Consider the following 22,096-nt stretch of genomic DNA (forward strand, 5'->3'; position numbering starts at 1 on the left):
TGTAGTGGTCTAATCATCCCGGACACCATTTTAGGTGGTACAGTCGCCACCATGACCTGAGGTGTTCAATGACAAGATTACGTCGCTCATTTACTGCCGAATTCAAACTCGAAGCCGCATCCCTGGTGCTCGACCAAGGATATTCTGTCCCTGAAGCCAGCCGTTCACTGGATGTCGGTGAAACAGTGCTCCGTCGCTGGGTTCTGCAGCTGCAATCCGAACGAACTGGCACAACCCCAATCAGCAAAGCACTGACTCCAGAGCAGCAGAAAATTCAGGAGCTGGAAGCCCGTATCAACCGGCTCGAACGTGAAAAGGACATTCTAAAAAAGGCTACTGCTCTCTTGATGGCGGACGAGTTCACACATACGCGCTGATAGACCGATTAAGGGAGCAAGCCCCCATCACTTTGGTCTGCTGCGCCTTCGATGTTCCCACCTCCTGTTTTTACGATTATCTGGCTCGCAGGCGGACGATTAACCGTGAACGTATGCAACAGCGCTGTGAGTTGCGCCGGTTGTTCAAAGAGAGCAGGAGCTCTGCAGGCAGCCGCGCCTTGATGTCGATGATGCGAGAGTTGGGGTATCAGATTGGCCGATTCAAAGTACGTAACCTGATGAAGGAAGCCGGTCTGGTATCCAAGCAACCGGGCGCTCATCGCTATCAGGTGGCACAGTCTGAACGACCGGACATACCCAATCTGCTGGCCCGCGAATTTGATGTCCAGCAACCCAATCAGGTGTGGTGTGGCGATATCACCTACGTCTGGGCCGGTGGTTGCTGGCATTACCTGGCAGCGGTGCTTGACCTGCACACTCGGCGGGTCGTGGGCTGGGCGATGTCTGATAAACCTGATGCAGAATTGGCAATCAAAGCCCTGGAGATGGCCTATCAGCAGCGGGGTTGCCCATCTGGTGTGCTATTTCACTCTGACCAGGGCAGCCAATATGGCAGTAGGGCATTTCGGCAACGAGTGTGGCGCTATCGCATGACCCAGAGCATGAGTCGGCGTGGCAACTGCTGGGATAACGCCCCGATGGAACGGTTGTTCAGAAGCCTGAAGTCAGAGTGGCTCCCGGCTATGGGATATATGAGCTTGCGGGAAGCAAAGCGGGATATCAGTTATTACCTGATGGATTACTACAACTGGCGGCGTCCACATCAACACAATGACGGGATACCGCCAGCAAAAGCCGAAGAACGGCCTAACCAAGTGTCCGGATTTAGTTGACCACTACATTGCCGCCAAGGCTGATACCGATCAGCAAGATGCCAAGCCGATGAGTAAGGGCTGGCGGAGGGCCATGCGCTGGGCCGGTGCGACCTTCCACAACGCTGAGGTGCTCAACCGTGAGGTGGCCGCGCTGGCCGCTTACCGCTTGCTCAAGCAGGCAGAACCAACCCTTGATGGTCAGCAATATGCTGATCGGGTGGCGGAAATGGTGTATGACGGCCACGGCAACTATGCTGCCAGCAACCGCCCTCGCTACATGCGAAACGACATCACCAAGGTGCTGACCCAGTTCAAGATCTACAGCCAGATGATGACCTATGTCCTTTATTCCAATGCAATCAAGGCAGCCAAGGGAGATAGGGTTGCCGCCAAGACGCTGGCCGGTGTACTTGCAACCCATTGGGTGATGGCCGGTGTAATGGGGCTTCCCACCCCGATTGCTGCGGTTGCTTATGCGCTGGCTGCCGCGTTTGACGATGATGACGATCGTAGCGGTGAAGCGTCATTCCGTTTGGCTCTTACGGAAGCTCTCGGCCCTCGTGCGGGCGAGCTTTTGGCTAAAGGGCCGATGGACGCAATCACCAACCTCAGTATTGCCGGTCGAACTGGCTTGGGTGATTTGTGGTGGCGCAGCCCGAAGGAGGGGACCGAGGGGGATGACTTGGCGTGGCATGCTGTGCAGCAGTTGCTGGGGCCTGTCGCGGGGATCGGCATCAACATGGCTCGTGGAGCTGGTCAGATGACTGATGGGCATATCCAGCGCGGCATGGAAACAGTGTTGCCAAAATCCATTCGTGATGCCGCCAAGGCTCTACGTCAGGCAACCGAGGGTGAGCAGACTATCAAGGGTGATGTCATCATGGATGATGTTTCTGCTTGGAACGTTGCCATGCAGGCCATTGGCTTTGGTAGCGCACAAATGGCCAAGAATTATGATGCTAGGGAGTACATCAAGGGAAAAGAGAGGAGGATTGCAGATAAACGGTCTGAGTTGATGGCTGACTATTACAACGCCCGCAAGAGCGGAGATATGGATGCGGTTCAAGAGGTTTTAGATCACATCAAGATGTTCAATGCCACCCACAACCCAGGGGAACGGATCACCGGTAAGAGTCTCGCACTGTCGTTCAAGTCGAAGCTTCGAAGTAACGAGCGGACTCAGGGAGGTGTTCACCTCAATCGTAATCGGGAGTATCTGAGAGAAGAGGGTAAATTCGCCGAACAATAGCGGCCCTGTGATAAGGCTTCGGCAGTCGCTACGCTGACAGCCTTATCACCAATCGGAGTCAGTTATGAGAGTGAGCGAGTTTGCAGATGGCATTTTGAGTGCTCTGTGGTTTCTGGCTGGTCGCATCATGTCGGGGGTGGCGGTTGGGTTTATTATCGCCTGCCTGATTGGTAGCCCTGATGCCTTCTTGGGTGTGTGGGCTATTACCGGCACCCTGTTCGCCATGTTTGGTAAGTATTGGTTGAAGTGAGCTGGTTCAGCAGTATCAGCTGACACACCTACCCAATCCTCACCCCCAATATCTCAGCATAGCAATTCAGCATCGACGCCAGGTGTGGCTTCGGCAGTCGTGCTGCGCGGTTGATCAGCCCCATATGTTCATCATCTGAAACGCTCCAGTCAGGGTCTGCAAGGATGGCCTGGACGGATAGACCCATTGCTGACGAGAGCATGACCGCCTCTGCCAATCCCATGAAGTCGTCGTGATGCGGCGATAGCCATCTGCTGATGCTTGAGCGGGGGATTTCGGTCAGCTTGCTGATCTTGGACTGGCTGAGCTTTCTCTCCGCCATCAGCTTGCGAACCTTCTTCTTGGTGCGATGCACATACTCGAGGCTAGAGCTGGTCAGATACAGCTTCATAGGCATTCCTTATCTTTGGTGGCCAACCGTGCTCTAGATCATGTTTTTGTCTTTGTCCCATATCTGGGACGCCCATAGTGCAATTGCTCAGTAATGGCACATGCGGGCCATGTAAATTGTAGGTGAATAATAACGAGTTGAACGCACAACGAGGTCACCGCGCATCACCTGTAACGACGGAGTGTAGCGGTTGTATGACGAGCAATAGAGTACGGGATTTGTTTTCTGAACGGATGTGGATAGTAGGGTTGGGCAAAGATAGTGCTCCACTCGGTCTGCAAAAAGTGGTAAATTCGCTTCTGTACTGTATGGGTATACAGTGTTTCACAGTCGAGAGACTGAGAGCAGATAAGCGGGGACCAGACCGGATGGATTCACTAACTGAGCTAGAACACGTTCTTGAGACTTTGGACCTGACAAGGGTGGAGGAAGAGAAAATCGCGCGCATTCTTGAACGACTTCGCGATGAGCTGAACGCTGCTTCATAAGTGATGCAGCCGGTTCGGATTGGCCCGCCATTGAGCGGGCTTTTCTATGCGTGGTGTATAGAGAAATGGCGTGAAAATTGCCTGCCGCTTTGCAGACTCAAACAGAGAGGTGGTCATGATAATCGGTGCAGCTCAATCTCAGTTCATAACGCCATCGCAGATAGACAACCAAAGTCGCTCGAATTTCGCTCAGCAACAACCAGGCATCAAGCTTGCCGAGGATCGCGTTACGCTTGGTGGAAGTGGTGATGCAGCCTCCCCAACTTACGACCGCTCAGGGATCATCAGAAAGCCACAGGAGCGCAGTTTGACCCAAATCGCCTGGGATAACCTGCTTGCGCAAAGGGTTGGCCTCAGTAAAGAGAAGCTCGATGAAATCGAACAAAAGAAAAAGGACATAGCTGACAACCCGAACCTGTCTGCTAAAGACAAGCAGAGCATGCTGGAAGATCTGGAGAAACAGAAAGAAGACCTCGTTAAGGAGGCTAGCGAGCGACGCAAGGAGCGTGGTGATGAAGGCAAAAACTCTGAGCAGACCACGTGACATAGCTTGCCTATCGGCGGCAATGTTTTGCCCTTCGAGCGTGGATCTCGCCGTTCGCTCTGGCACCTACATGCTCTGCCGTACATCACCTTTCAATGAGAGTTCAGTAGGGGCAGTTTGGGGCAATTTTGGGGCAAATCGAGAGGGATTTTGCGGGTAAATGAGGTGGTGTTTAAGGATTGCGTGATGGAAAAAGTGAGGAAAAACACAGGAGTGGCGCGGCTTTCGCGGGATGCGGCTTAATTGATAGTGTTATTGCTACTTAACAAGGTATGTGTCCCGATTGGTCTGTCAAATGGCGCGCATTATGGCACAGATCCCCCGAAAGTTTTAGCGAGAAGTGTGATCTTGATCGGGGCAAGCGGGGCGTGCAGCCGATTGATGGCAATAAAAAAAGCCGGCGTGAAGCCGGCTTGGAAGGATGAACATGATCTGTTAGTGGGAGGTGGCTCCAGAGGCACCCAGCCCGGTCTGGGAGCGAACGAACTGCGGCAGGAACTTGGCATGCTCGTCGGCGGCGTTCTGGGAGCTGTCGGTGATGGAGAAGAACCAGATCCCGACGAAGGCCAACCCCATGGAGAAGAGGGCAGGGTATTCGTAGGGGAAGATGGCCTGGGCATGGCCCAGCACTTTCACCCACACGGTCGGACCCAGGATCATCAGGGTCACTGCGCTCGCCAGTCCCAGCCAGCCCCCGTAGACGGCGCCACGGGTGGTCAGGCGTGACCAGAACATGGAGAGGAACAGCACCGGGAAGTTGCAGCTGGCGGCGATGGAGAAGGCCAGACCGACCATGAAGGCGATGTTCTGCTTCTCGAACAGGATCCCCAGACCAATGGCAACCACACCCAGTACCAGAGTCGTCATCTTGGAGACGCGCAGTTCATCGGTCTCGTTGGCCTTGCCCTTCTTCAACACACTGGCATAGAGGTCATGGGAGACCGCAGAGGCGCCGGCCAGTGTCAATCCGGCGACTACCGCCAGAATGGTGGCAAATGCCACGGCAGAGATGAAGCCGAGGAACAGACTTCCACCCACTGCATCAGCCAGGTGGACGGCTGCCATGTTGGTGCCGCCCAGCAGGGCGCCGGTGGCATCCTTGAAGGCCGGATTGGTGCTCACCAGCAGGATGGCGCCAAAACCGATGATGAAGGTGAGGATGTAGAAGTAGCCGATAAAGCCGGTGGCGTAGAACACCGATTTACGCGCCTCTTTGGCATCGCTCACGGTGAAGAAGCGCATCAGGATATGGGGCAGACCCGCGGTACCGAACATCAATGCCAGACCGAGCGAGATGGCGGAGATGGGGTCGGAGACCAGCCCGCCCGGGCTCATGATGGCGGAGCCTTTCTCGTGCACTTTGACCGCTTCGCTAAACAGGGCGCCGATGTCGAAGTTGACCGATTTCATGACCATGATGGCCATGAAGGACGCCCCAGAGAGCAGCATCACTGCCTTGATGATCTGCACCCAGGTAGTGGCCAGCATGCCGCCAAACAGCACGTAGAGCACCATCAGGATACCGACCAGCACCACGGCCACATGGTATTGCAGGCCAAACAGCAGCTCGATCAGTTTGCCGGCACCGACCATCTGGGCGATCAGGTAGAGAGCGACCACCACCAGCGAGCCGCAGGCGGAGAGGGTACGCACTTCAGTCTGCTTCAGACGATAGGAGGCGACATCGGCGAAGGTGTATTTGCCGAGATTGCGCAGCCGTTCGGCGATCAGGAACAGAATGATGGGCCAGCCCACCAGAAAGCCGATGGAGTAGATGAGGCCGTCATAGCCGGAGGTGTAGACCAGCGCGGAGATCCCGAGGAAGGAGGCGGCGGACATATAGTCACCGGCGATGGCCAGACCGTTCTGGAAGCCGGTGATGCGGCCACCGGCCGCATAGTAGTCGGAAGCCGAGCGGTTGCGCTTGGAGGCCCAGTAGGTGATGAACAGGGTAGCGGCCACAAACACCAGAAACATCACGATGGCGGCGACATTAAGGGGCTGACGCTCCACGGCGCCAGAGATTGCATCGGCCGCCAGCAGGGGAGAGGAGGCCAGTGAAGTCAACAGCAGCAACTTGCCTTTCATGATTGCACCCCTTTGAGGATCTTCTGGTTCAGTTCATCAAACTCGCCGTTGGCGCGAAAGACATAGACGCCGGTCAACACGAAGGAGGAGAGGATCAATCCTACCCCGACAGGAATGCCGCGAGTAATGGTCGACCCTTCGCTCAAGGGGGTGCCGAGCCAACCGGGGGCAAAGGCGATGAGCAGAATAAACGCCAGGTAGAGTCCCAGCATCAGAGCCGAGAGGGCCCAGGCAAAACGCTGGCGCTTGGCGACCAGCTCCTGGAAGTTGGGATCTTGCTGGATCCTCAGATAGCTTTGCTGTTCCATTGCAGTTCTCCATGACATGAGTGTCAGCGGTGGATGGGGTAACCCCTACGAGCAGGGAATCTGCTCATGTAAGCAAAATGTGAATTAAATGTTATTTGTCGACAATTAGACTTTGGGATAAGTTAGCGGCGAGCCGCAGGTCAGGCGCAGGTAGATGAGCGCGGCCGTGGTGGCATCGGCAAGGGCATCGTGGGCGGGTAGGGATGGCAGTTCAAGATGGCTGCAGATGGCACTTAAACGTAGGTCAATGGCCGCATCGGGATAGCGGCGATAGAGGTGGTCATGATAAAGCTGGCTCACCTCGATCCCTCGCTGGGGCAGGGTCAATCCCCACAATTTCTGGCAGGCGAGATTGAGAATACGCAGATCGTAGGCGATGTGATAGCCCAGCAGTTCACGGGGGCCGATAAAGTCGAGCAGCAGGCGCAGCGCGGCTTCCAGCTCCATTCCCTGTTGCAGATCCTGATGGCGCAGACCGTGGATCACCACCGATTGGCTGGTCAGGCTGGCCGGTGGCTGTACCTTGATGGCGAGGGCCTCGCCGGTCAGCAGCCGGTTGCCCTGAATGCGCACCGCCCCGATGGAGACGATCTCGGCCTGCTCGGGATCGAGACTGGTGGTCTCGAAATCGAGGGCGATCCGTTCATCTTCCAGTGGGGTGGCAAAGAGCGGCGCGAACTCGCCCGTTCGGAACGCACGGCCATACCAGTAGCGTCGAACGCGGCTCAACATGGCTATTGTCTCAGACGAAAGTGCAAGGTGAGCCACTGCTGGAACTTCTTAACCTGATGCAGCGCCTGGCGCAGCAGATCCCGTTCGCTGTGGCTAAGCTCGCTTGTCTGCACCCGACTATTGCCCCCCTTGAGCTGGCTACGCAGCCTCAGCCGGATAAAGAGTCGGAACGCCTCCGCCAGATTGCTGCCATAGTCGGCACTGAGCCGATCGGCGGTCACCAGTGCGTCGATACGCCCCAGGGTTGAAGTCTCCAGAATGCCTGCCTCAAGGGCCAGCATCCGGATGCCGTGCACCAGCGGGAACAGGCCGCCCCGCTTCAGATCCAGCCCTTCCGGTGGCTGCTCCAGCCTGCCAAACAGGGTGAGGGGGGCATGGAAGGCCACCGCCGGTCGCACCATCTCCGCCAGCAGATCCCGTCTGTCCGCCAACTGTTCGCGCAGCGCTCTGGCAACCGGCAGATGCAACTGGCGATCCCCCGCTATGGGATGAGCATCGGCCAGGGTGGCGATCCAGAGCAGCTCATCCTCCTTTGCCTTGGTGCAGGCACTGGCAATGGCGCTTTGCCACTCGCTGCCTGTTTTTACCCAGGCCGGATTGTTCACCATTACCTGCCCGGGGCAGAGGGGGTAGCCGAGCCGCTCCAGCAGGGCGCTGAATTCGGCGAGATCGGCTGTCTGGGTGGGCCATGTCAGCCCCTCTGGCAGGATCAGGGCGTTGTCCTGATCGGTTTTGAGGATCTGCTCGCCGCGCCCCTCCGAGCCCAGCATCAACAAGCAGACGTTATTCTGCACCTCGGGGGGGAGCACCAGCGCAAAGGCTTTGGCGATCAGCTGCTCGTTGATGGTGGCGATGAGCTTCATCAAAAAGGCGGTGTGGATCCCTTGGGCAAACAGCGAACGGGTCAATTGTTGCTGTTCGCGGGCCACCGCCTCCAGTGCCGGCAGGCTGTCGGCGCGGGCGATACGCAACGTCAGCACGTGGGAGTGGGTAGAGAAGAGCCCCAGCACCTGGGTCAGTTGCAGGATCCCCGCCACCTCGTTGCCACGCCATACCACCAGTCGCTTGATGCGATGGCGGGTCATCAGCAGCAGGGCATCAAACAGATAGCTCTCCAGCGGCAGACCAATCAGCGGGGTAGGGGTCAGCACCGAGAGCGGGGCCGTCAGCGGCAATCCCTTGAGGGTCAGGGCGTGGAGCAAAGTCTTGCGGGTTGCCAGCGTGAGAGAGCCGTCGTGGGCCGGGTAGAGCAGGCAATCGGTTCCCTTGCTCACCATGGCTTCGGTCGCCGCCAGCAGTGACAGCTTGCTGTCGACGATAAGCGGTGCCTGCAGGTGGCCGGGTTCGATGCGGGTCAGGATAAACTCCGCCAGATTCTTCTGCCCCAGCTGTTCGCGTTGCTCCTGCTGGCGCTGGCGCTCGGCCAGATTGGCGGTGAAGTAGCTGGCAAACTGCGGATCCTGTTCACAGAGCGCCAGAAAGGTGTGGCGAGGGATGAGCTGGCAGAGGCTATCTTCCAGCGCGGTGAAGCGGTGGCGGCAGCGGCCATCAAACTGGGCGCGCACATCGAACAGATCATCAACCCCGTAATCACCAAACTGGTGGTGGGGGGCAGACTCTTCCACCGCCCCCTTGATGATGAGATAGAGGCCGGGAGGCTCGTCCCCCTCTTTTAGCAGCAGCTCCCCGGCCCGAAAATAGCAGAGCGAAAGGTGACGGGAGAGCCGCTCGCGCGCCTCCTCGCCCAGTCGGTCGAACGGTGGTCTGGCAAAATTGAACAGGGTTGACATGACAGCGTCCTCTGCTGGCTTGCGGCACTCATGCAGCTCCCAGTGTGACAAAGGGAGGGGGAGGCGACCAGCCGACTTTAGTCTCAGCTGTACCGCCTGTTCACACTCTGATAACGTGGTGGTATGACCAGTGAGTCAGTTTCAGGGATCAAGGAGAGGATAAGGGAGATGGAAAAACCAAGGATCAAGTGCGAGATCCACGACGGGATTGCCGAAGTGATGCTGATGCGGGGGGATAAACTCAATGCGCTGGACCGCGCTATGTTCAGCGCCATCGATGAGACATTGACGCAGCTCGCCCGGCACAAGGGGCTGCGGGCGGTGATCCTGCATGGCGAGGGGCGAGCCTTCTGCGCCGGGCTGGATGTGAAATCCATGCTGAGACAGCCGGTAGCGGCGCTCGATATTCTCAAGCGTGAAGCAGACGAGGCGACCAATCTGGCCCAGCGGGTTGCCTATGGCTGGCACCAGCTGCCGGTGCCGGTGATTGCGGTGACCCAGGGAGTCTGTTTTGGCGGTGGCTTGCAGATCGCGCTCGGCGCCGATTTTCGCTTCAGCACCCCCGATTGCCGCTTCTCGGTGATGGAGATCAAGTGGGGCATCATCCCCGATATGAGTGGCTGCGTCACCATGCGCAACCTGATGGGGGTGGATACCGCCATGGAGCTGGCCATGAGCGGGCGCGAGCTGGATGCCGTCGAGGCCAAATCCCTCGGGATGGTGAGCCGGGTCTGCGCCGATCCGCTGGTGGAGGCGCGGGAGTTTGCCCGCACCCTGATCACCAAGTCGCCGGATGCACTGGCGGGGATCAAGCAGCTTTACAGCCAGGCCTGGGCTCGCAGCGATGAGGCGATGCTGAAGGAAGAGACCCGCTTGCAAAAGCAAATCCTGGGGCGACCCAATCAGTGGCGAGCCACCCTTAACAGCCTGTTTCGCTGGCGGCTGCCCTTCGGGCCGCGCCGCAATCCGCTCTGACTGCGAGCTGCACGAGCGATCTACTGTATGCCCGACTACTTGGGTAGCTTGCAGTCGGCGCTGCTCAATCAGGATGCCACCCTGTTTCGGCACAAGTACTTCCTCAACGGCGCTCACATGGGCTTCATCTTCTACGCCACCGACCCGAATATGGACGACGACACCGAGGAAGAGATGAAGGAGATGATCGCGAGCAGCAAGGGGGTAGGGAATTTCCGCTTCATGTTCGTCAACATCCCGGACGGCAAGCCCGATGGCATCAAGCTGATCCCGGTGGGGGACATTGCCACCAAGGACGAGTTCGCGGCCATCAAGGGGATCACCGCCCAGGATGTACTGACCAGCCACCGCTTCCCGGCGGCGCTGGCCGGTATCATCCCGACCAATGGCGGGGGAGGGCTCGGGGATCCCGAGAAGTACGATGCGACCTATGCCCGCAACGAGGTGCTGCCGCTGTGTGAGCTTATCCAGGATGCCATTAACAGCGCGGGACTCCCGTCTCCCTGCGGACCGATTTTCGGGAGAATATCGCTTCAACTGTATAAACAAACAGTGTTCGCTATGGCAAGATAGGCTGTTGATTTGGATAGAAAAGGGGGCGTAATGCGGGTTTATTGCAAAGTGTGTGGCCAGCGGGGCCGCATTACCAAGACCAACCGACTGAGCGATGATGTCTCGGATCTCTATTGCCAGTGCACCGATGCCGGGTGTGGCCACAGCTGGGTGGCTACCCTGGCGTTCGCCCATACCCTCAGCCCCTTGGCCAAGACCACCAACCAGCTGGTGCTTAGCTTGATGGGCTCGCTGACGCCAGAGGGGCGGCAGTTGGTGCTGAAAGGACTGGGAGCGCAATAACGCTCCCAATTTTGGTACTAATTTCACTTGATATCACCATGTATTTCTCATATATCCTTATTGAGACCAAGTGTTCCACTAGGGGGGAATAAACTTAATACGGATGCCTGCGAAAACTACGTTAAAAACAAAGCGCAACTAATGGGAAAGTTATGTGTTGCTAATATCCCTTGAATGCTCTGGTGAGTGTGTTTTTTGAGCTGCGACTAATGTTCTATCCCAAAAACCAATCTTCAAGTACTTTAATCGAAACAGGATCATTTTCAAAAATATCAGTCGTGATGCTTGTAGATATTTTTAATCTTCCTTCTTCAGCTCTTGTTATGTTTGGATTTGAAAGCAATGAAGAAAAAAGAGATAGTCCTTTATCCTTTGTAATCAGTGCAATATTATAAGGACTATTATTCCCAACATGATATCTATGAGCATTTAATAAAATCTCAATGGCAGTTAGATCACATGCTGCATTATACGAATCAGCATATGAGTACACTTGAGAATCTTTAAGGACGAGTTGTGCAGCATTCTTTTTACCAACCATTAGAACTCTCAATAGAGCTAAAAAAACCGCAATGTCACTTTTCTTGAGGTCACACTCTTCTGCGAAGCTGAAAATTAATTTCACTGCATCAGAACGTGATTTTTCTGAAAATTGTTTATTCAATTTTGGGGCAGCTTTATGAAGAAAGGCTATTCTTTTTTCCATAGCATCAACACACGAATCTCTGAATGCGTAGTAATAGGAGTTTCCTTGTGGATACTCTGCAATATTTAAATGTGGAAGCGCTGTTCTAAGGGATTTTTTTACACTAGCAACTTGTTCATCAATCATACTGTTGTCTGGGATTTTCTGCTTATTACCTTCGAGTACAAACGTAGTAATATCAAGGGTGACTTTGTTTGTGAGAAAAATGCTATCAAAAGCATCATCTGGAGTGTTTTTTTTCTTTTTGCCATTGTTATATCTACTTGCGATCTCGCTAATAACATTTCTGTCAGCCAGTAGCAATGTGTTTTTCTTAATGAATGAGCATGGAATCCAGCCACCAAACACTAATAAATATGCATCATCCTTATGGTTGTTTTTTACTGAAAGTTCAACTCGTTCATTTCTTGGGTTTATATGTCTAACTACGTTAAACAATCTAACATTGACAGAATTGGTATTATTCATTTCTATCATATCTGAAAATGTGTTCGGCATGATGTCAAATGACTTGATGCTTGTATTTCCTATGATTAGGTTGCCCAGGTAATCCCTTCCTAATTCAGTTGCCATATCACGTACCCCCTAATTGATTTTGGATTTATTTGAAAAGATGCTTAATGAAGTATTATGTTAATTGGCGTACTCATGCATATGAATGTAATGAAAAAAATTAAGATAATGCTACTGAAAATATGCGTCAACGGTCAATTTTCTAGATGTATCAACGAGAATTTTTTTACAGGGTGGCTATAATTGCACAATAACCCAGCCTTTGCACGGCAATGAATAGTTTGACTAAGTCTGGTCTTTGTGAACAAGTCAGAGTTTTGATTGAGGTAATCCACATCATACTGTGATTGTAGTCACGAAATTAGCCAGCCCAAAATCCCAGAGAATGGTTTTGGTTTTCTAACTAAGCTTCTAGCAGGCCTAATTTGGGCGAAGGTGGCGGTGCAGAATGGCGCACGCCACAGATTGCTGTGTGCCCTGTAGCATCCCTACTCACAGGCTAATTTCCTTGGCTGGCCAGCGCAGCTGGAGAATGCTGGTCACCCGATTATCCAAGCTGCGGTAATCTTCCCTGCGGACGTTTTGCTTGCTGTTCGTGTTCATTCCCACCCCTCACTATAGTCACCCTGCTCTTGCAGCCACTGCGGCGTATCCAGCCCCTCCAGCACCCGCCACATCTCTGACTGATAGGGCTCAGGCAGCATCTCAACCCATTGGTGTGCTCCGGCATGGCCTTGTGCCTGGTAGAGCTCGCCGCACAGCTCAACCAGCATCGGCCAGTCCTGATCCCCTTCTGGTACTGCGTATTCATCAGGCTGCTCCTGTTCGGGATGCTGTAGTCCCTCAAGCTGCCAATCCGGCTCGCTTGGTCGCGCTCTGCAAGATTGCAGCTGGCCGTTCTCCAGCCAGAGGGTGAAACCGTCGGCCCTGACACTGGCGCCAGCCCGTAAACGGTCGATGGAGAAGGGCGATAAGCCCCACTGTTCCCTCATGATCTGGTTTGTGAAGGCATCAGGATCCGGTGGCGTACAGTTATTGTCAGAGCTCCAAGGTGCCGGGCTGTCGCCCGTCTTAACCCCAACCCCCCTCGCTGCAGCCTCGGCGGTTTTCCGGGCTTCATGGGTACCGGCAGGCACAATTTCCCACCCTTGCAGGCGTGTCTTGATGCCCAAGCGAGCGGAGGTAATGCCCATCAGGCGTTTGATGTCTTCGCCATAGCTGTTGGCCTGCTCCTCGATGAGGTGGGCCAGCTTGATGGGGTGTTCGGCACGGGTGGCCAGTGCGCCGCCCATGGCGTGCAGATAGCAGCGAAAGATGCCGTTACCCGCGGCAAATCGAGCCGCCTCAAAGCGCGGGTCTTGCAGCACGGGCTTGGGCGGGCCAACCAGTTCGGCATTCTTCTTGGCGTTGCTGATGCGGCGCAGCTCGCGCCATACCCCGACCGGGGCACCGCCGATCTGCTGGAAGGTGCGAATGCCCCACCAACTGGCCCAGGCGGCATGCAGGGCGCCCTCATCGGCGGCGGTGCCAGCCTCTTCGTCGTCGTCCAGGTAGGCGCCGTCGATGTTCTTGGCAATGTATTTGGCGATATATCCCGCGGCATCGCCCTTGGCCGGGTCTATCTCTTTCCAGTCAAAGCGGGGTGTGAAGTCGGTAAAGGGTGGGGCGCCCTTGATATCCCGTACCAGCTCTGCGTGGTCATCGGTCATGGCATAGCGTTGCAGTATGCCGAGCACCCGGTTGCGATCTTCCGGGCGCATAAAAAGCAGCAGGTGCCAGTGCGGGGTGCCGTCGTGGTGAGCCTCGCACACGCGAAATCCATAAACGGGGGCGTTCCACCGTTTGAGGGCCGCCATTTGATATTTCATCAGACGATGACCTATGCCCACTTTGCACCGGATTATCTCAATGACGCGGTCAGCTTTAACCCGCTGGAAAACCATCTTCAACCAGCGTGATCTTCCCCGAGAATGGGCCGAAAAAAGTGTCCACATTTTGCCAATTTTGGTGTCTTTTCACGTCCCAAAGTGTCCCCTTATGTGGCACTTAACTCCTTGATTTAAATGTAACTTATTGAAATAAAAGAAATAAAAATGGCAGCCGAGGCTGCCATTTTTATTGATGTCTTATGTCGTTCTGGTTCAGGAGGTCTTGCGATCCTGATCCGGTTCGAACTGATGGCCTGATTTCTCCCGCTCCAGGTTCTCTTCGGAGCGTTTGCCCACCCAGTAATCGGCGTTCTTGATGCCGAGCTTCTCCGGGTGGAATACGGGGTCAATACCTTGTGCCTGCTGCGCTTCATAATCCTTCAGACAGGTGAAGGCGGTCTTTTGCAGCAGCAGGATGGCGATGATGTTGAGCCATGCCATCAGGCCAACCCCGATATCACCCATGCCCCACGCCAGATCTGCAGTCTTGACGGTGCCGTAGACGGTGGCAGCCATCAGCGCAATTTTCAGCAAGAAGGTGAGCCAGGGGCGATTAATCTTGCGGTTGATGTAGGCGATGTTGGTTTCGGCGATGTAGTAGTAGGCAACGATGGTGGTGAACGCGAAGAAGAACAGCGCGATGGCCACGAAAATGCTGCCAAAGCCCGGCATCATGCTCTCCATAGCGGTCTGCACATAGCCCGGGCCTGCTGCGATACCGGCAATACCCGTGTAGATGGCGGCGCCGTCCGGCCCTTGTACGTTATAGAGACCGGTGATCAGCAGCATAAAGCCGGTGGCGGAGCAGACGAACAGGGTGTCGATATAGACGGAGAACGCCTGAACCAAACCCTGCTTGGCCGGGTGACTCACTGCTGCAGCAGAGGAGGCGTGCGGCCCGGTACCCTGACCCGCTTCGTTGGAGTAGACCCCGCGTTTTACCCCCCACATGATGGCCAGACCCAGAATGGCACCGAAACCGGCATCCAGACCGAAGGCGCTCTTCCAGATCAGCAGGATCACGCCCGGCAGCTGGCCGATATTGAGGGCGATGATGACGCAAGCCACGATGATGTAGCCCAGCGCCATAAAGGGCACCACGGTACTGGCAAAGCTGGCGATACGCTTGACGCCGCCGAAGATAATAAAGCCGAGCAGCAGCGCCAGACCGGCGGCGGTGACGTTCGGATCAATATTAAAGGCGGTCTGCAGGCTGGAGCCGATGGAGTTGGCCTGCACGCCCGGCAGCAGCACGCCGCAGGCGAAGACGGTAGCGATGGCGAAGGTCCAGGCGTACCACTTCATGCCAAGCCCTTTCTCGATATAGAAGGCCGGGCCGCCGCGGTATTCACCGTTGATCTTCTCCTTGTAAACCTGACCCAGAGTGGACTCCACGAAGGCGGAGCTGGCGCCGAGGAAGGCGACCATCCACATCCAGAACAGGGCGCCCGGGCCACCGAAGGTGATGGCGGTGGCCACACCGGCGATGTTACCGGTACCCACGCGACCGGCCAAGGTCATAGCCAGCGCCTGGAAGGAGGAGACACCGGCATCGGTGCTCTTGCCATCAAACATCAGGCGCACCATCTCTTTGATATGACGCAGTTGCAAAAAACGGGTGCGCAGGGAGAAGTAAAGACCGACCCCCAGACACAGGTAGATGAGCGCAGGGCTCCAGATTACACCATTGATGGCATTGACGATTTCATTCATGTACAACAACTCCTTTGTTGTGTTTGTGGCGCTGTCTTGGCGAGATCTTGGCCTCGCTCTCTGTCACTGTTTTCGGCCCTGTTTGTTAACAATCCAGTTAACAAATGAGCGCGAGGTTGAGGGGTTAAGCAGAGCGCAAACACGCGCCATGCATGGTTTGTAACATATCGAGTTGTATCGGTGCTTCCCAGCGAAAAATGTTGCCTTGTTGCAAATTTGTGAATTGACAAGGGTGGGGGGATAATGGCAGGCAGAGTTTTCTATGAGTTAAAGATGAGATCCTCCTTGTTGATCTGCGCCAGACAATGTGACGGGCGTAACACAATGGAAAGCAAACATGAGGCCAACAATGAAAAATGATCCTGAGACGTTGACGATCCGTCCCCCTGAGGCCGACGACGGGAGCGCCATCGCCCACCTGTTCAGCCAATTGGGGTATCCTGCCGAAGGCGCTGACGTGACGGCGCGCCTGTTGGCGCAGGATCCCGCGAGCGTTGTGCTGCTCGCATCCCTAGGCGACAAGGTGGTCGGCGTGCTGGTGTGGCACAAGCTGGCACCGCTGCATGTTGCACCAGCTTGGGGCCTGATCTCGGCGCTGGTTGTCGATGAAGGGGCAAGAGGGGCGGGAGTGGGCGCAGCCTTGCTCAAGGGAGCTGAAGCGATGGCGCGGGCCGCAGGTTGCGCCCAGCTGGAACTCTCCAGCAGTCTCAAGCGCGAGGCGGCTCACCGTTTCTATCTGGCGCAGGATTATCAGGAGCGGCCGAAACGGTTCGTCAAACTGTTATGATCTGTTTTTTGCATCAAAAGAAGGAGTAGGCGTGCTGGGATGGTTCAAATGGCTGGGGGGTCGCCCACAAACGTCCATGAGTGAGGATGAGTTGGCGCTGTGGCGTCAGGTACTGGCGGCTGTGCCTATCTTGCAAGGGCTCAGCGACACCGAGCAGACGACGCTCATCGGCTTGGGGCAACAGCTGCTCAAGCGCAAGACCCTGACCCTGATCGGGGCAGAGCTCAGCCGCCGTCAACAGGCGGTGCTGGCGCTGCAGGCGGCGTTGCCCATTCTTCATCTCGGTATCGACTGGTATCGCGGCTTTCACGAAATCATCATCATTCCCGAGCCCGTCACCCGGCGTCAGGAGGTGCAGGATGAGTTCGGTCTGGTGAGCGAGTTTGAAGAGGAGAACGCCGGTGAATCATGGCCGCAAGGGCCGCTGGTGCTGGCCTGGAGCGAACTGCAGCAAGATGGCGACTGGGACGGCTTTAATCTGGTGATCCACGAGCTTGCTCACAAGCTCGATATGCTGGGTGGTGAGGCGGACGGTGCGCCGCCGTTGCCGGGGCAGATGAGCAGTCAGCTGTGGCAACAGGCCTTTCAGAGCGCCTTCGATACGCTCTGCCAGCAGCTCGATCGGGATGAGGTAACCGCCATCGATCCCTATGCGGCCGAACATCCCGCGGAGTTTTTCGCCGTCAGCTGCGAGTGTTTCTTTACCGATCCGCTCCGGCTGCAGCAGGTCTATCCTGCGGTATACCGGCAACTGAGCCAGTTCTTTAGCCAGGATCCCGCCCTGCGTTTCCCCGCGACCCGCTTGCTGGCGGGGGAGGTGGACGCCAAGTCACTGAGCTGATAACCGATCTGTTGAACGGTTATTCGAGATAGCAAAAAGGCACCCGAGGGTGCCTTTTTCACAATCTGAGTGGCTTGCCTATCAGGCAGCGGCTTTCAGCTGTACTGCGGCGGCTTTCTTGTGATCGCCGATCGGCATTACGGTGCGGCCGAACTGCTCGTTGATCACGGTGGCCATGGCCAGGTAGATGGCGCTGGCGCCACAGATGATGCCTTCGAAACCGGCGATGGTGCCGATCAGGGTGCTGCCGGTGAAGTCACGGGCGGCCAGCAGGAAGAACAGCACGGTCAGGGAGGCGAACACGAACTGCTTGGCGCGCGGGTAGTTGATAGTGCCAACCAGCATGAACAGGGTGAACATGCCCCACATCAGCAGGTACCAACCCATGTAGGCGTGCGGAGTGGCTTCGGCCAGACCCATGGTCGGCATGATCAGCAGGAACACCAGGCTCAGCCAGAACAGGCCGTAGGAGGTGAATGCGGTCACACCGAAGGTGTTGCCACGCTTGTATTCCATGATGCCAGCGATGATCTGGGCGATGCCGCCGTAGCACAGGCCCATGGCCAGGATCATGGCGCTGATGGGGAAGAAACCTGCGTTATGGATGTTCAGCAGGATGGTGGTCATACCGAAACCCATCAGACCCAGAGGGGCAGGGTTGGCCAATTTTTCGCTCACGTGGCGTTCTCCAAAAATAGAGGTGGGGTTAACAAAAGACGCGCGATTTTAGGCAGGCTGTGGCGCGCCCGCAAGGGGGCAAGGGGGATAAATCGTAAAAAAACTACGTGATTATTTGCATCAGAGGCCAAATGCTCACCAAGACAGGCTGTTTGGTGAGCAAAAGGTGTCAAAATAGTTGAGGGGTTGTATTTTTATTACGCATTTGCGCAGTGCGACGGCCTTACTGATCCAGTGTCAGGATCACTTTGGCTTCCTTGTCTTCTTCTTTTACCTGGCTGTCGAGCACGAACAGCCGCTCCGGGGCGATCCCCTGGCTGTCGACCAGAAACTCCTTGGTATTTTGCGCCCGGCGCATGGCGAGATTGCGCAGGGATTTGGCGGTGATGAGCTGCTGATCCCGCAGCAGGATCACCGCCTGGGCCCGCAGTGCTGCGCTCTCTTCATCCAGATGGAGGCGATCGGCCAGATCTTCCAGATCTTCGCCAAAGCGCTCTTCATAGGCCTGGGTCAGCGCTTCTTGCAGGGCGGAGTCCTGTTCCAGCAGGTCGAGATCCGCCTGATTGCCGGTGAGCTTGGCCAGTACCCGTTCCAGCTTTTGCCGTTGCAGGATGGGGCGCTCCTCGTTGAAGTTGACCTTGCCGCGAATGTTCATGCTGAGCTTGGGTCTATCTTTGAGGGCCTGCGCCAGCTTGACCAGTTTCTCCTGCTGGGTGGGGGTGAGATCGGGATCCCCCGGCAGGAAGGGAAGCTCGTCGAGATCTTCGGTGCCATCGGCCAGCGAGGCGAGCAGGGAGAAGGGGGAGGTGATCGCCTTGCTCAGGGTGTTGCCCAGCACATCCCAGAAGATATTGCCGATGCTGAAGTCCGGTTGATCGAGATCGCCCTTCACCTTGAGGTTCATCTGTATCACCCCGTTGGCATCGCTTAGCAGGGCGATGGCCAGCCCCAGCGGCAGATCTTTGGCCTGATCGCTCTTGATCTTCTCGCCCAGTTGCAGCTTCTTGATGGTGATGTCGTTATCCCCCTCCAGCCGGTTGCCCTCCAGCTTGTAGTGCAGCTTCATGGAGAGCTGCCCCTTGTCGATGGCATAACCGGCATAGGTGCCCGAATAGGGGGTAAAGGTGGTGAGCTCCAGATTGTGGAAAGCGACCGCGATGTCGAGGATCGGGTTGGCGACCAGCAGGTTGGTACCGCCGCGAATGGTCACTGGCGCATAGCGATCCACCTTGCCGTTGAAGGCGAGATCGGAGCGTTGCCCCGGAATATTGCTGATATGGCGACTTTGGCCACCCAGCGAGGCGATATCGGCCACAAAATCCTGACTCAGACTGCGGTCGGCAAAGCGCAGGTTGCCCTGCTCGGTGCGCAGCTGGTCGATGGTGAAACGAAAATCGGGAGCCTTGCTGCCAGCCGCCGCTTGAGTGCTGTTGGTTGCCGCCGGTTGTGGCAACAGCAGCTGTTGCAGGTTGGTGGTGCCATCTTCGTTGATCTCGATGCGGGCGAAGGGCTTGTTCAAGGCAATGTCCTTGATCCGCATCTGCTGGCTGATGCCGTCATACGTCAGACCGGTGAGAGCCAGGGTGTTGAACTCCAGCAGCCGCTGATTGTCTGCCCGATCGACTACTTTGAGCCCGTTGACATCGAGCCCCCCTTGCAGGGTCAGCTTGCTGAGATCTCCCTGGGCGGTGGTGGCGAGATCAAGGCGGGTCTTGCTGCTCAGCAGCCCGTTTTGCACCTTGATTCGCACCAGATCGGCCAGATAGGGTTGCGCCAGCGTGAGGGGCAGCCCCTGCTGGTTGATGTCGCCGCTTAAGGTGAAAGGAGTCAGGGTCAGTTGGCCATCAAAGGCGAGGGGGCTGCTCTGATTGAAATGGGTGGCCAGAGTCAGTTTGCTCGGTTGCTCCCCCTTGCTGCCCAGTGGCCCCAGCGCCAGCTTGAGGCCGGAGAGCTGGCGTGCCTGCGGTTTGCCGCTGCTCGATTCGGTGAGAGTGAGATCGCCCTTGTCGATAAGGATCTGCTTGATCTGCCACTGCCAGGGTTTGTCTGGCACATGTTTCTTGCCGTTACCGGCTGTCTTTGCTTGTTGTGCCGACTTGGGCGCCGCATTGTTGGCCACCTCGTTTGCGGCGTGGGCCCCTTTGGCGGGTTTGGCGGGGGCCTGTTCAATCAGCAAGTCAGCCAGATCCAGCTCCTGCTGTGGGTTGAGGGTGGCCTTGAGCAGGGGTTGTTGCAGGGTTACCTTGCCGATCTGGAGCGACTGTTTCTGGCCATCGACAGCCAGATCGCTCAGGGCCAGCTGGCCGAAGCGGGCAAATTCGTCGCCCTTGTGTTTTTTAAGCTGCCAGTTGTCCAGGGTCAGCTTGCCTTTGGACAATTGCCACAGCACTCCTTGCTTGCCCTCTTTAAGCTGGTATTCCACCTCTGCATTGGCGTGGCCCTTGGCCAGATCCAGCTTGAGATAGGGTGCCCAGAGCGGGGCGAAGGGTTTCAGGTCGACCTGTTTGAGGCTCGCTTTGCCCTGGCCCATGCCGCTCATCACAGCGAGTTTGCCGTGGGCAGCGAGGCTGCTTTTGCCGTTGATGGCGGCGCTCAGCTGATAGGCGGTCGGGTGATTTGCCTCGGTGCGCAGGTTATCGAGCTTGAGGGTCACTTTTTCCAGATTGAGGGGCGGCAACCAGCCGGGTTCGCTCTCCTTGCGCTGATCCTGATAGCGCACATGCCCGTCAGTGACATTGACGCTGGCAATGTCGATCAGCAGCGGGGCACTGGCTGTTTTGGGCTCGGGGGAGGGGGCAGGGGTGAGCAGGGTGGCCAGCGCATCGGTCAGATTGAGTCGAGCCTCCCCCTTTTTGTCTGTCAGCCGTTGCAGCAGCACCATGGGTTTGGTCAGGGTGACGGCGGAAAGCACGATCCCTTTCTGCTGCCAGCTGGCTTGCAGGTCGGGGGTGATAAAGAGCTGCTCAAAACCGATGATGGGCTGCTGCTTGGCATCGAGCAGGGCAGTCGCGCCGAGGGTGAGAGAAGGGTTGCGCAGCCCTACGTCAATCTCTCCCAGCGTCAGTTGCAGGCCATAGTGCTCGGCCAGACAGCCGGGCAGATAGCGCTGGACCAGACGGGGGGTTTGCCACAGCAGCAGGGTCATCAGGATAAGAAGCAGCAGGAAAGCGTAGGCAAGGTAGCGCAGCAAGCGGAGCTTGGGGGACGCGGGCTCGGTGGTGTTCATTTGGTGCACTCCCATTTGGTTCCCGCCATGGTACAGAAAAGCTGGATAGTAATCATGGGGTTGCGTGCTGTTGTACGCCGTACTTTGTCCAAAGGCGATCCAGTTCACCCTTTTGTTGCAGCGCTGCCAGCCACTGTTCCAGCTGGGCAGGGGTAATGGGGGCCTCAGGGTGAAGGATGGCGCGGTGTTGATACTGTTGATCCCATTTTTGCGAGATCAGCAGCTGGTCGGCTGTGTCGGGATTGGCCTGCAGATACTGGTTAAGGTACGAAACGTTGAGAATGGCTACCTCGCCGCGCCCTTTGAGTAGCGCTTGCAGGGCGCTGACGTTGTCTTTGACCAGAGTGATATTGAGCTTGCGCTGCAGGTAGAGGGGATCGGCATTGAACTGGCCGACGCCGTAGTGATAGCCGGTCACCCCGATGAGGTGATGGCTGGCAGGATCGTCAAAAAAGCGCTGATCCCGGCCCGCTTTGTTCAGGGCCACATAGACCTCGCCACCACCGAGGAAGGGGGTTGTCATCTTGAGTTTATCGGTGTCCCAGCCCCACTTGATGTCTTCAAACAGCATCAGCGAGAAACGGCCCAGATCGAGCGCCTTGTAACGGTTGGCGGCCGAGGTGGGGACAAAGACGAAGGTCACCTCTTTCTGCACGGTATTGAGCTGGTCGATAAGCTCCAGAGTCAGCCCTTCATAGCTGGAATCGGGGAGTTTGACCACAAAGGGGGCATAGGGGTATCCGCCAACCTTGATGAGGGGATGACTCCAGCCAGAGAGGCTGAACAAGAGCAAAAACCAGCACCAATATCTCATGGGATCC

The 22,096-nt window shown here is 56.4% G+C and carries 18 protein-coding genes and 2 pseudogenes; 9 read left to right on the forward strand and 11 right to left on the reverse strand.

Annotated elements, in window-relative coordinates; genetic code table 11:
• The first annotated feature begins 68 nt into the window (after positions 1 to 68).
• The 3 genes from AB5Y84_RS03090 (at position 69) to AB5Y84_RS03100 (ending at position 2,712) form a co-directional block, all read left to right on the forward strand.
• Positions 69 to 1,231, forward strand: a protein-coding gene (locus AB5Y84_RS03090) for an IS3 family transposase (RefSeq protein WP_368176341.1) whose coding sequence is annotated in 2 segments (ribosomal slippage) — positions 69 to 324 and positions 324 to 1,231 — 1,164 coding nt in all. Because the reading frame shifts where the segments join, the coding sequence is not laid out codon by codon here.
• On the forward strand, positions 1,170 to 2,462 hold the full coding sequence (locus AB5Y84_RS03095; RefSeq protein WP_368176342.1) for a PLxRFG domain-containing protein: 1,293 nt from the start codon (positions 1,170 to 1,172) through the stop codon (positions 2,460 to 2,462). Before AB5Y84_RS03090 ends, AB5Y84_RS03095 begins: the two co-directional genes overlap by 62 nt.
• A 64-nt stretch (positions 2,463 to 2,526) precedes the next feature.
• Entirely contained in the window at positions 2,527 to 2,712 is a 186-nt protein-coding gene (locus AB5Y84_RS03100; protein ID WP_265781793.1) for a hypothetical protein, read from the forward strand.
• 28 nt (positions 2,713 to 2,740) lie between these two features.
• On the opposite strand, the gene AB5Y84_RS03105 is transcribed toward AB5Y84_RS03100, so the two are convergent.
• A complete protein-coding gene (locus tag AB5Y84_RS03105) occupies positions 2,741 to 3,103 on the reverse strand; it encodes a helix-turn-helix transcriptional regulator (RefSeq protein ID WP_265781792.1) in 363 nt (120 codons plus the stop codon).
• Positions 3,104 to 3,661: 558 nt separating this feature from the next.
• Between AB5Y84_RS03105 and AB5Y84_RS03110 the strand changes: the two genes are divergently transcribed.
• Positions 3,662 to 4,135 (forward strand): hypothetical protein, encoded by a 474-nt coding sequence (locus AB5Y84_RS03110; protein ID WP_368176343.1) that lies wholly within the window; start codon positions 3,662 to 3,664, stop codon positions 4,133 to 4,135.
• A 435-nt stretch (positions 4,136 to 4,570) separates the two neighbouring features.
• Here the strand turns inward: AB5Y84_RS03110 and AB5Y84_RS03115 are convergent, their stop codons facing one another.
• The 4 genes from AB5Y84_RS03115 to AB5Y84_RS03130 form a co-directional block, all read right to left on the reverse strand.
• Positions 4,571 to 6,223, reverse strand: coding sequence for a cation acetate symporter (locus tag AB5Y84_RS03115; protein WP_047434904.1), 1,653 nt, complete (start codon positions 6,221 to 6,223; stop codon positions 4,571 to 4,573).
• Entirely contained in the window at positions 6,220 to 6,531 is a 312-nt protein-coding gene (locus AB5Y84_RS03120; protein WP_040068110.1) for a DUF485 domain-containing protein, read from the reverse strand. The genes AB5Y84_RS03115 and AB5Y84_RS03120 overlap by 4 nt, the downstream gene beginning before the upstream one ends.
• A 105-nt stretch (positions 6,532 to 6,636) precedes the next feature.
• The gene (locus AB5Y84_RS03125) at positions 6,637 to 7,263 is read right to left on the reverse strand and encodes a 3'-5' exonuclease (RefSeq protein ID WP_368176344.1); all 627 of its coding nucleotides are present in this window, start codon (positions 7,261 to 7,263) and stop codon (positions 6,637 to 6,639) included.
• 2 nt (positions 7,264 to 7,265) lie between these two features.
• On the reverse strand, positions 7,266 to 9,053 hold the full coding sequence (locus AB5Y84_RS03130) for a putative nucleotidyltransferase substrate binding domain-containing protein (protein ID WP_368176345.1): 1,788 nt from the start codon (positions 9,051 to 9,053) through the stop codon (positions 7,266 to 7,268).
• A gap of 168 nt (positions 9,054 to 9,221) precedes the next feature.
• On the opposite strand from AB5Y84_RS03130, the gene AB5Y84_RS03135 reads away from it, so the two are divergent.
• The 3 genes and pseudogenes from AB5Y84_RS03135 to AB5Y84_RS03145 all read left to right on the forward strand — a co-directional run bounded on the left by AB5Y84_RS03135 (position 9,222) and on the right by AB5Y84_RS03145 (position 10,883).
• Positions 9,222 to 10,028 (forward strand): crotonase/enoyl-CoA hydratase family protein, encoded by an 807-nt coding sequence (locus AB5Y84_RS03135; RefSeq protein ID WP_368176346.1) that lies wholly within the window; start codon positions 9,222 to 9,224, stop codon positions 10,026 to 10,028.
• An 18-nt stretch (positions 10,029 to 10,046) separates the two neighbouring features.
• Positions 10,047 to 10,573 (forward strand): annotated as a pseudogene (locus AB5Y84_RS03140) (phage portal protein); the annotation flags it as partial.
• 58 nt (positions 10,574 to 10,631) lie between these two features.
• On the forward strand, positions 10,632 to 10,883 hold the full coding sequence (locus tag AB5Y84_RS03145) for an ogr/Delta-like zinc finger family protein (RefSeq protein ID WP_368176347.1): 252 nt from the start codon (positions 10,632 to 10,634) through the stop codon (positions 10,881 to 10,883).
• Between the two features lie 214 nt (positions 10,884 to 11,097).
• Here AB5Y84_RS03145 and AB5Y84_RS03150 read toward each other — a convergent pair whose 3' ends face one another.
• The 3 genes and pseudogenes from AB5Y84_RS03150 to AB5Y84_RS03160 all read right to left on the reverse strand — a co-directional run bounded on the left by AB5Y84_RS03150 (position 11,098) and on the right by AB5Y84_RS03160 (position 15,743).
• Entirely contained in the window at positions 11,098 to 12,162 is a 1,065-nt protein-coding gene (locus AB5Y84_RS03150) for a hypothetical protein (RefSeq protein WP_368176348.1), read from the reverse strand.
• Positions 12,163 to 12,701: 539 nt separating this feature from the next.
• Positions 12,702 to 13,955 (reverse strand): annotated as a pseudogene (locus tag AB5Y84_RS03155) (replication endonuclease); the annotation flags it as partial.
• Between the two features lie 288 nt (positions 13,956 to 14,243).
• A complete protein-coding gene (locus tag AB5Y84_RS03160; RefSeq protein ID WP_005360093.1) occupies positions 14,244 to 15,743 on the reverse strand; it encodes a sodium:alanine symporter family protein in 1,500 nt (499 codons plus the stop codon).
• Between the two features lie 349 nt (positions 15,744 to 16,092).
• Between AB5Y84_RS03160 and AB5Y84_RS03165 the strand changes: the two genes are divergently transcribed.
• On the forward strand, positions 16,093 to 16,530 hold the full coding sequence (locus AB5Y84_RS03165) for a GNAT family N-acetyltransferase (protein WP_368176349.1): 438 nt from the start codon (positions 16,093 to 16,095) through the stop codon (positions 16,528 to 16,530).
• Positions 16,531 to 16,606: 76 nt separating this feature from the next.
• Positions 16,607 to 17,371 carry a zinc-dependent peptidase gene (locus AB5Y84_RS03170; protein ID WP_368176358.1) on the forward strand — a complete coding sequence of 255 codons (765 nt, stop codon included), beginning with the start codon at positions 16,607 to 16,609 and terminating at the stop codon, positions 17,369 to 17,371.
• A gap of 81 nt (positions 17,372 to 17,452) precedes the next feature.
• Here AB5Y84_RS03170 and AB5Y84_RS03175 read toward each other — a convergent pair whose 3' ends face one another.
• The 3 genes from AB5Y84_RS03175 to AB5Y84_RS03185 form a co-directional block, all read right to left on the reverse strand.
• Positions 17,453 to 18,049, reverse strand: coding sequence for a GPR1/FUN34/YaaH family transporter (locus tag AB5Y84_RS03175; protein ID WP_005336948.1), 597 nt, complete (start codon positions 18,047 to 18,049; stop codon positions 17,453 to 17,455).
• A 223-nt stretch (positions 18,050 to 18,272) separates the two neighbouring features.
• Positions 18,273 to 21,275, reverse strand: a complete 3,003-nt coding sequence (locus AB5Y84_RS03180; protein ID WP_368176350.1) for a DUF748 domain-containing protein — start codon at positions 21,273 to 21,275, stop codon at positions 18,273 to 18,275.
• A 52-nt stretch (positions 21,276 to 21,327) separates the two neighbouring features.
• A complete protein-coding gene (locus tag AB5Y84_RS03185) occupies positions 21,328 to 22,089 on the reverse strand; it encodes a substrate-binding periplasmic protein (protein WP_368176351.1) in 762 nt (253 codons plus the stop codon).
• Positions 22,090 to 22,096 lie beyond the last annotated feature (7 nt).

Origin of the sequence: Aeromonas sp. s11, assembly GCF_040907945.1 — a bacterium.
In the GTDB taxonomy this organism is placed as follows: domain Bacteria; phylum Pseudomonadota; class Gammaproteobacteria; order Enterobacterales; family Aeromonadaceae; genus Aeromonas; species Aeromonas veronii.

What these genes read in the sequence shown, in the direction of transcription:
- AB5Y84_RS03095 (WP_368176342.1), top strand. Translation starts at nt 1,170, where the DNA reads ATGACGGGATACCGCCAGCAAAAGCCGAAGAACGGCCTAACCAAGTGT.
- AB5Y84_RS03100 (WP_265781793.1), top strand. Translation starts at nt 2,527, where the DNA reads ATGAGAGTGAGCGAGTTTGCAGATGGCATTTTGAGTGCTCTGTGGTTT.
- AB5Y84_RS03105 (WP_265781792.1), bottom strand. Translation starts at nt 3,103, where the DNA reads ATGAAGCTGTATCTGACCAGCTCTAGCCTCGAGTATGTGCATCGCACC.
- AB5Y84_RS03115 (WP_047434904.1), bottom strand. Translation starts at nt 6,223, where the DNA reads ATGAAAGGCAAGTTGCTGCTGTTGACTTCACTGGCCTCCTCTCCCCTG.
- AB5Y84_RS03120 (WP_040068110.1), bottom strand. Translation starts at nt 6,531, where the DNA reads ATGGAACAGCAAAGCTATCTGAGGATCCAGCAAGATCCCAACTTCCAG.
- AB5Y84_RS03125 (WP_368176344.1), bottom strand. Translation starts at nt 7,263, where the DNA reads ATGTTGAGCCGCGTTCGACGCTACTGGTATGGCCGTGCGTTCCGAACG.
- AB5Y84_RS03130 (WP_368176345.1), bottom strand. Translation starts at nt 9,053, where the DNA reads ATGTCAACCCTGTTCAATTTTGCCAGACCACCGTTCGACCGACTGGGC.
- AB5Y84_RS03135 (WP_368176346.1), top strand. Translation starts at nt 9,222, where the DNA reads ATGGAAAAACCAAGGATCAAGTGCGAGATCCACGACGGGATTGCCGAA.
- AB5Y84_RS03145 (WP_368176347.1), top strand. Translation starts at nt 10,632, where the DNA reads ATGCGGGTTTATTGCAAAGTGTGTGGCCAGCGGGGCCGCATTACCAAG.
- AB5Y84_RS03150 (WP_368176348.1), bottom strand. Translation starts at nt 12,162, where the DNA reads ATGGCAACTGAATTAGGAAGGGATTACCTGGGCAACCTAATCATAGGA.
- AB5Y84_RS03160 (WP_005360093.1), bottom strand. Translation starts at nt 15,743, where the DNA reads ATGAATGAAATCGTCAATGCCATCAATGGTGTAATCTGGAGCCCTGCG.
- AB5Y84_RS03165 (WP_368176349.1), top strand. Translation starts at nt 16,093, where the DNA reads ATGAAAAATGATCCTGAGACGTTGACGATCCGTCCCCCTGAGGCCGAC.
- AB5Y84_RS03170 (WP_368176358.1), top strand. Translation starts at nt 16,607, where the DNA reads ATGAGTGAGGATGAGTTGGCGCTGTGGCGTCAGGTACTGGCGGCTGTG.
- AB5Y84_RS03180 (WP_368176350.1), bottom strand. Translation starts at nt 21,275, where the DNA reads ATGAACACCACCGAGCCCGCGTCCCCCAAGCTCCGCTTGCTGCGCTAC.
- AB5Y84_RS03185 (WP_368176351.1), bottom strand. Translation starts at nt 22,089, where the DNA reads ATGAGATATTGGTGCTGGTTTTTGCTCTTGTTCAGCCTCTCTGGCTGG.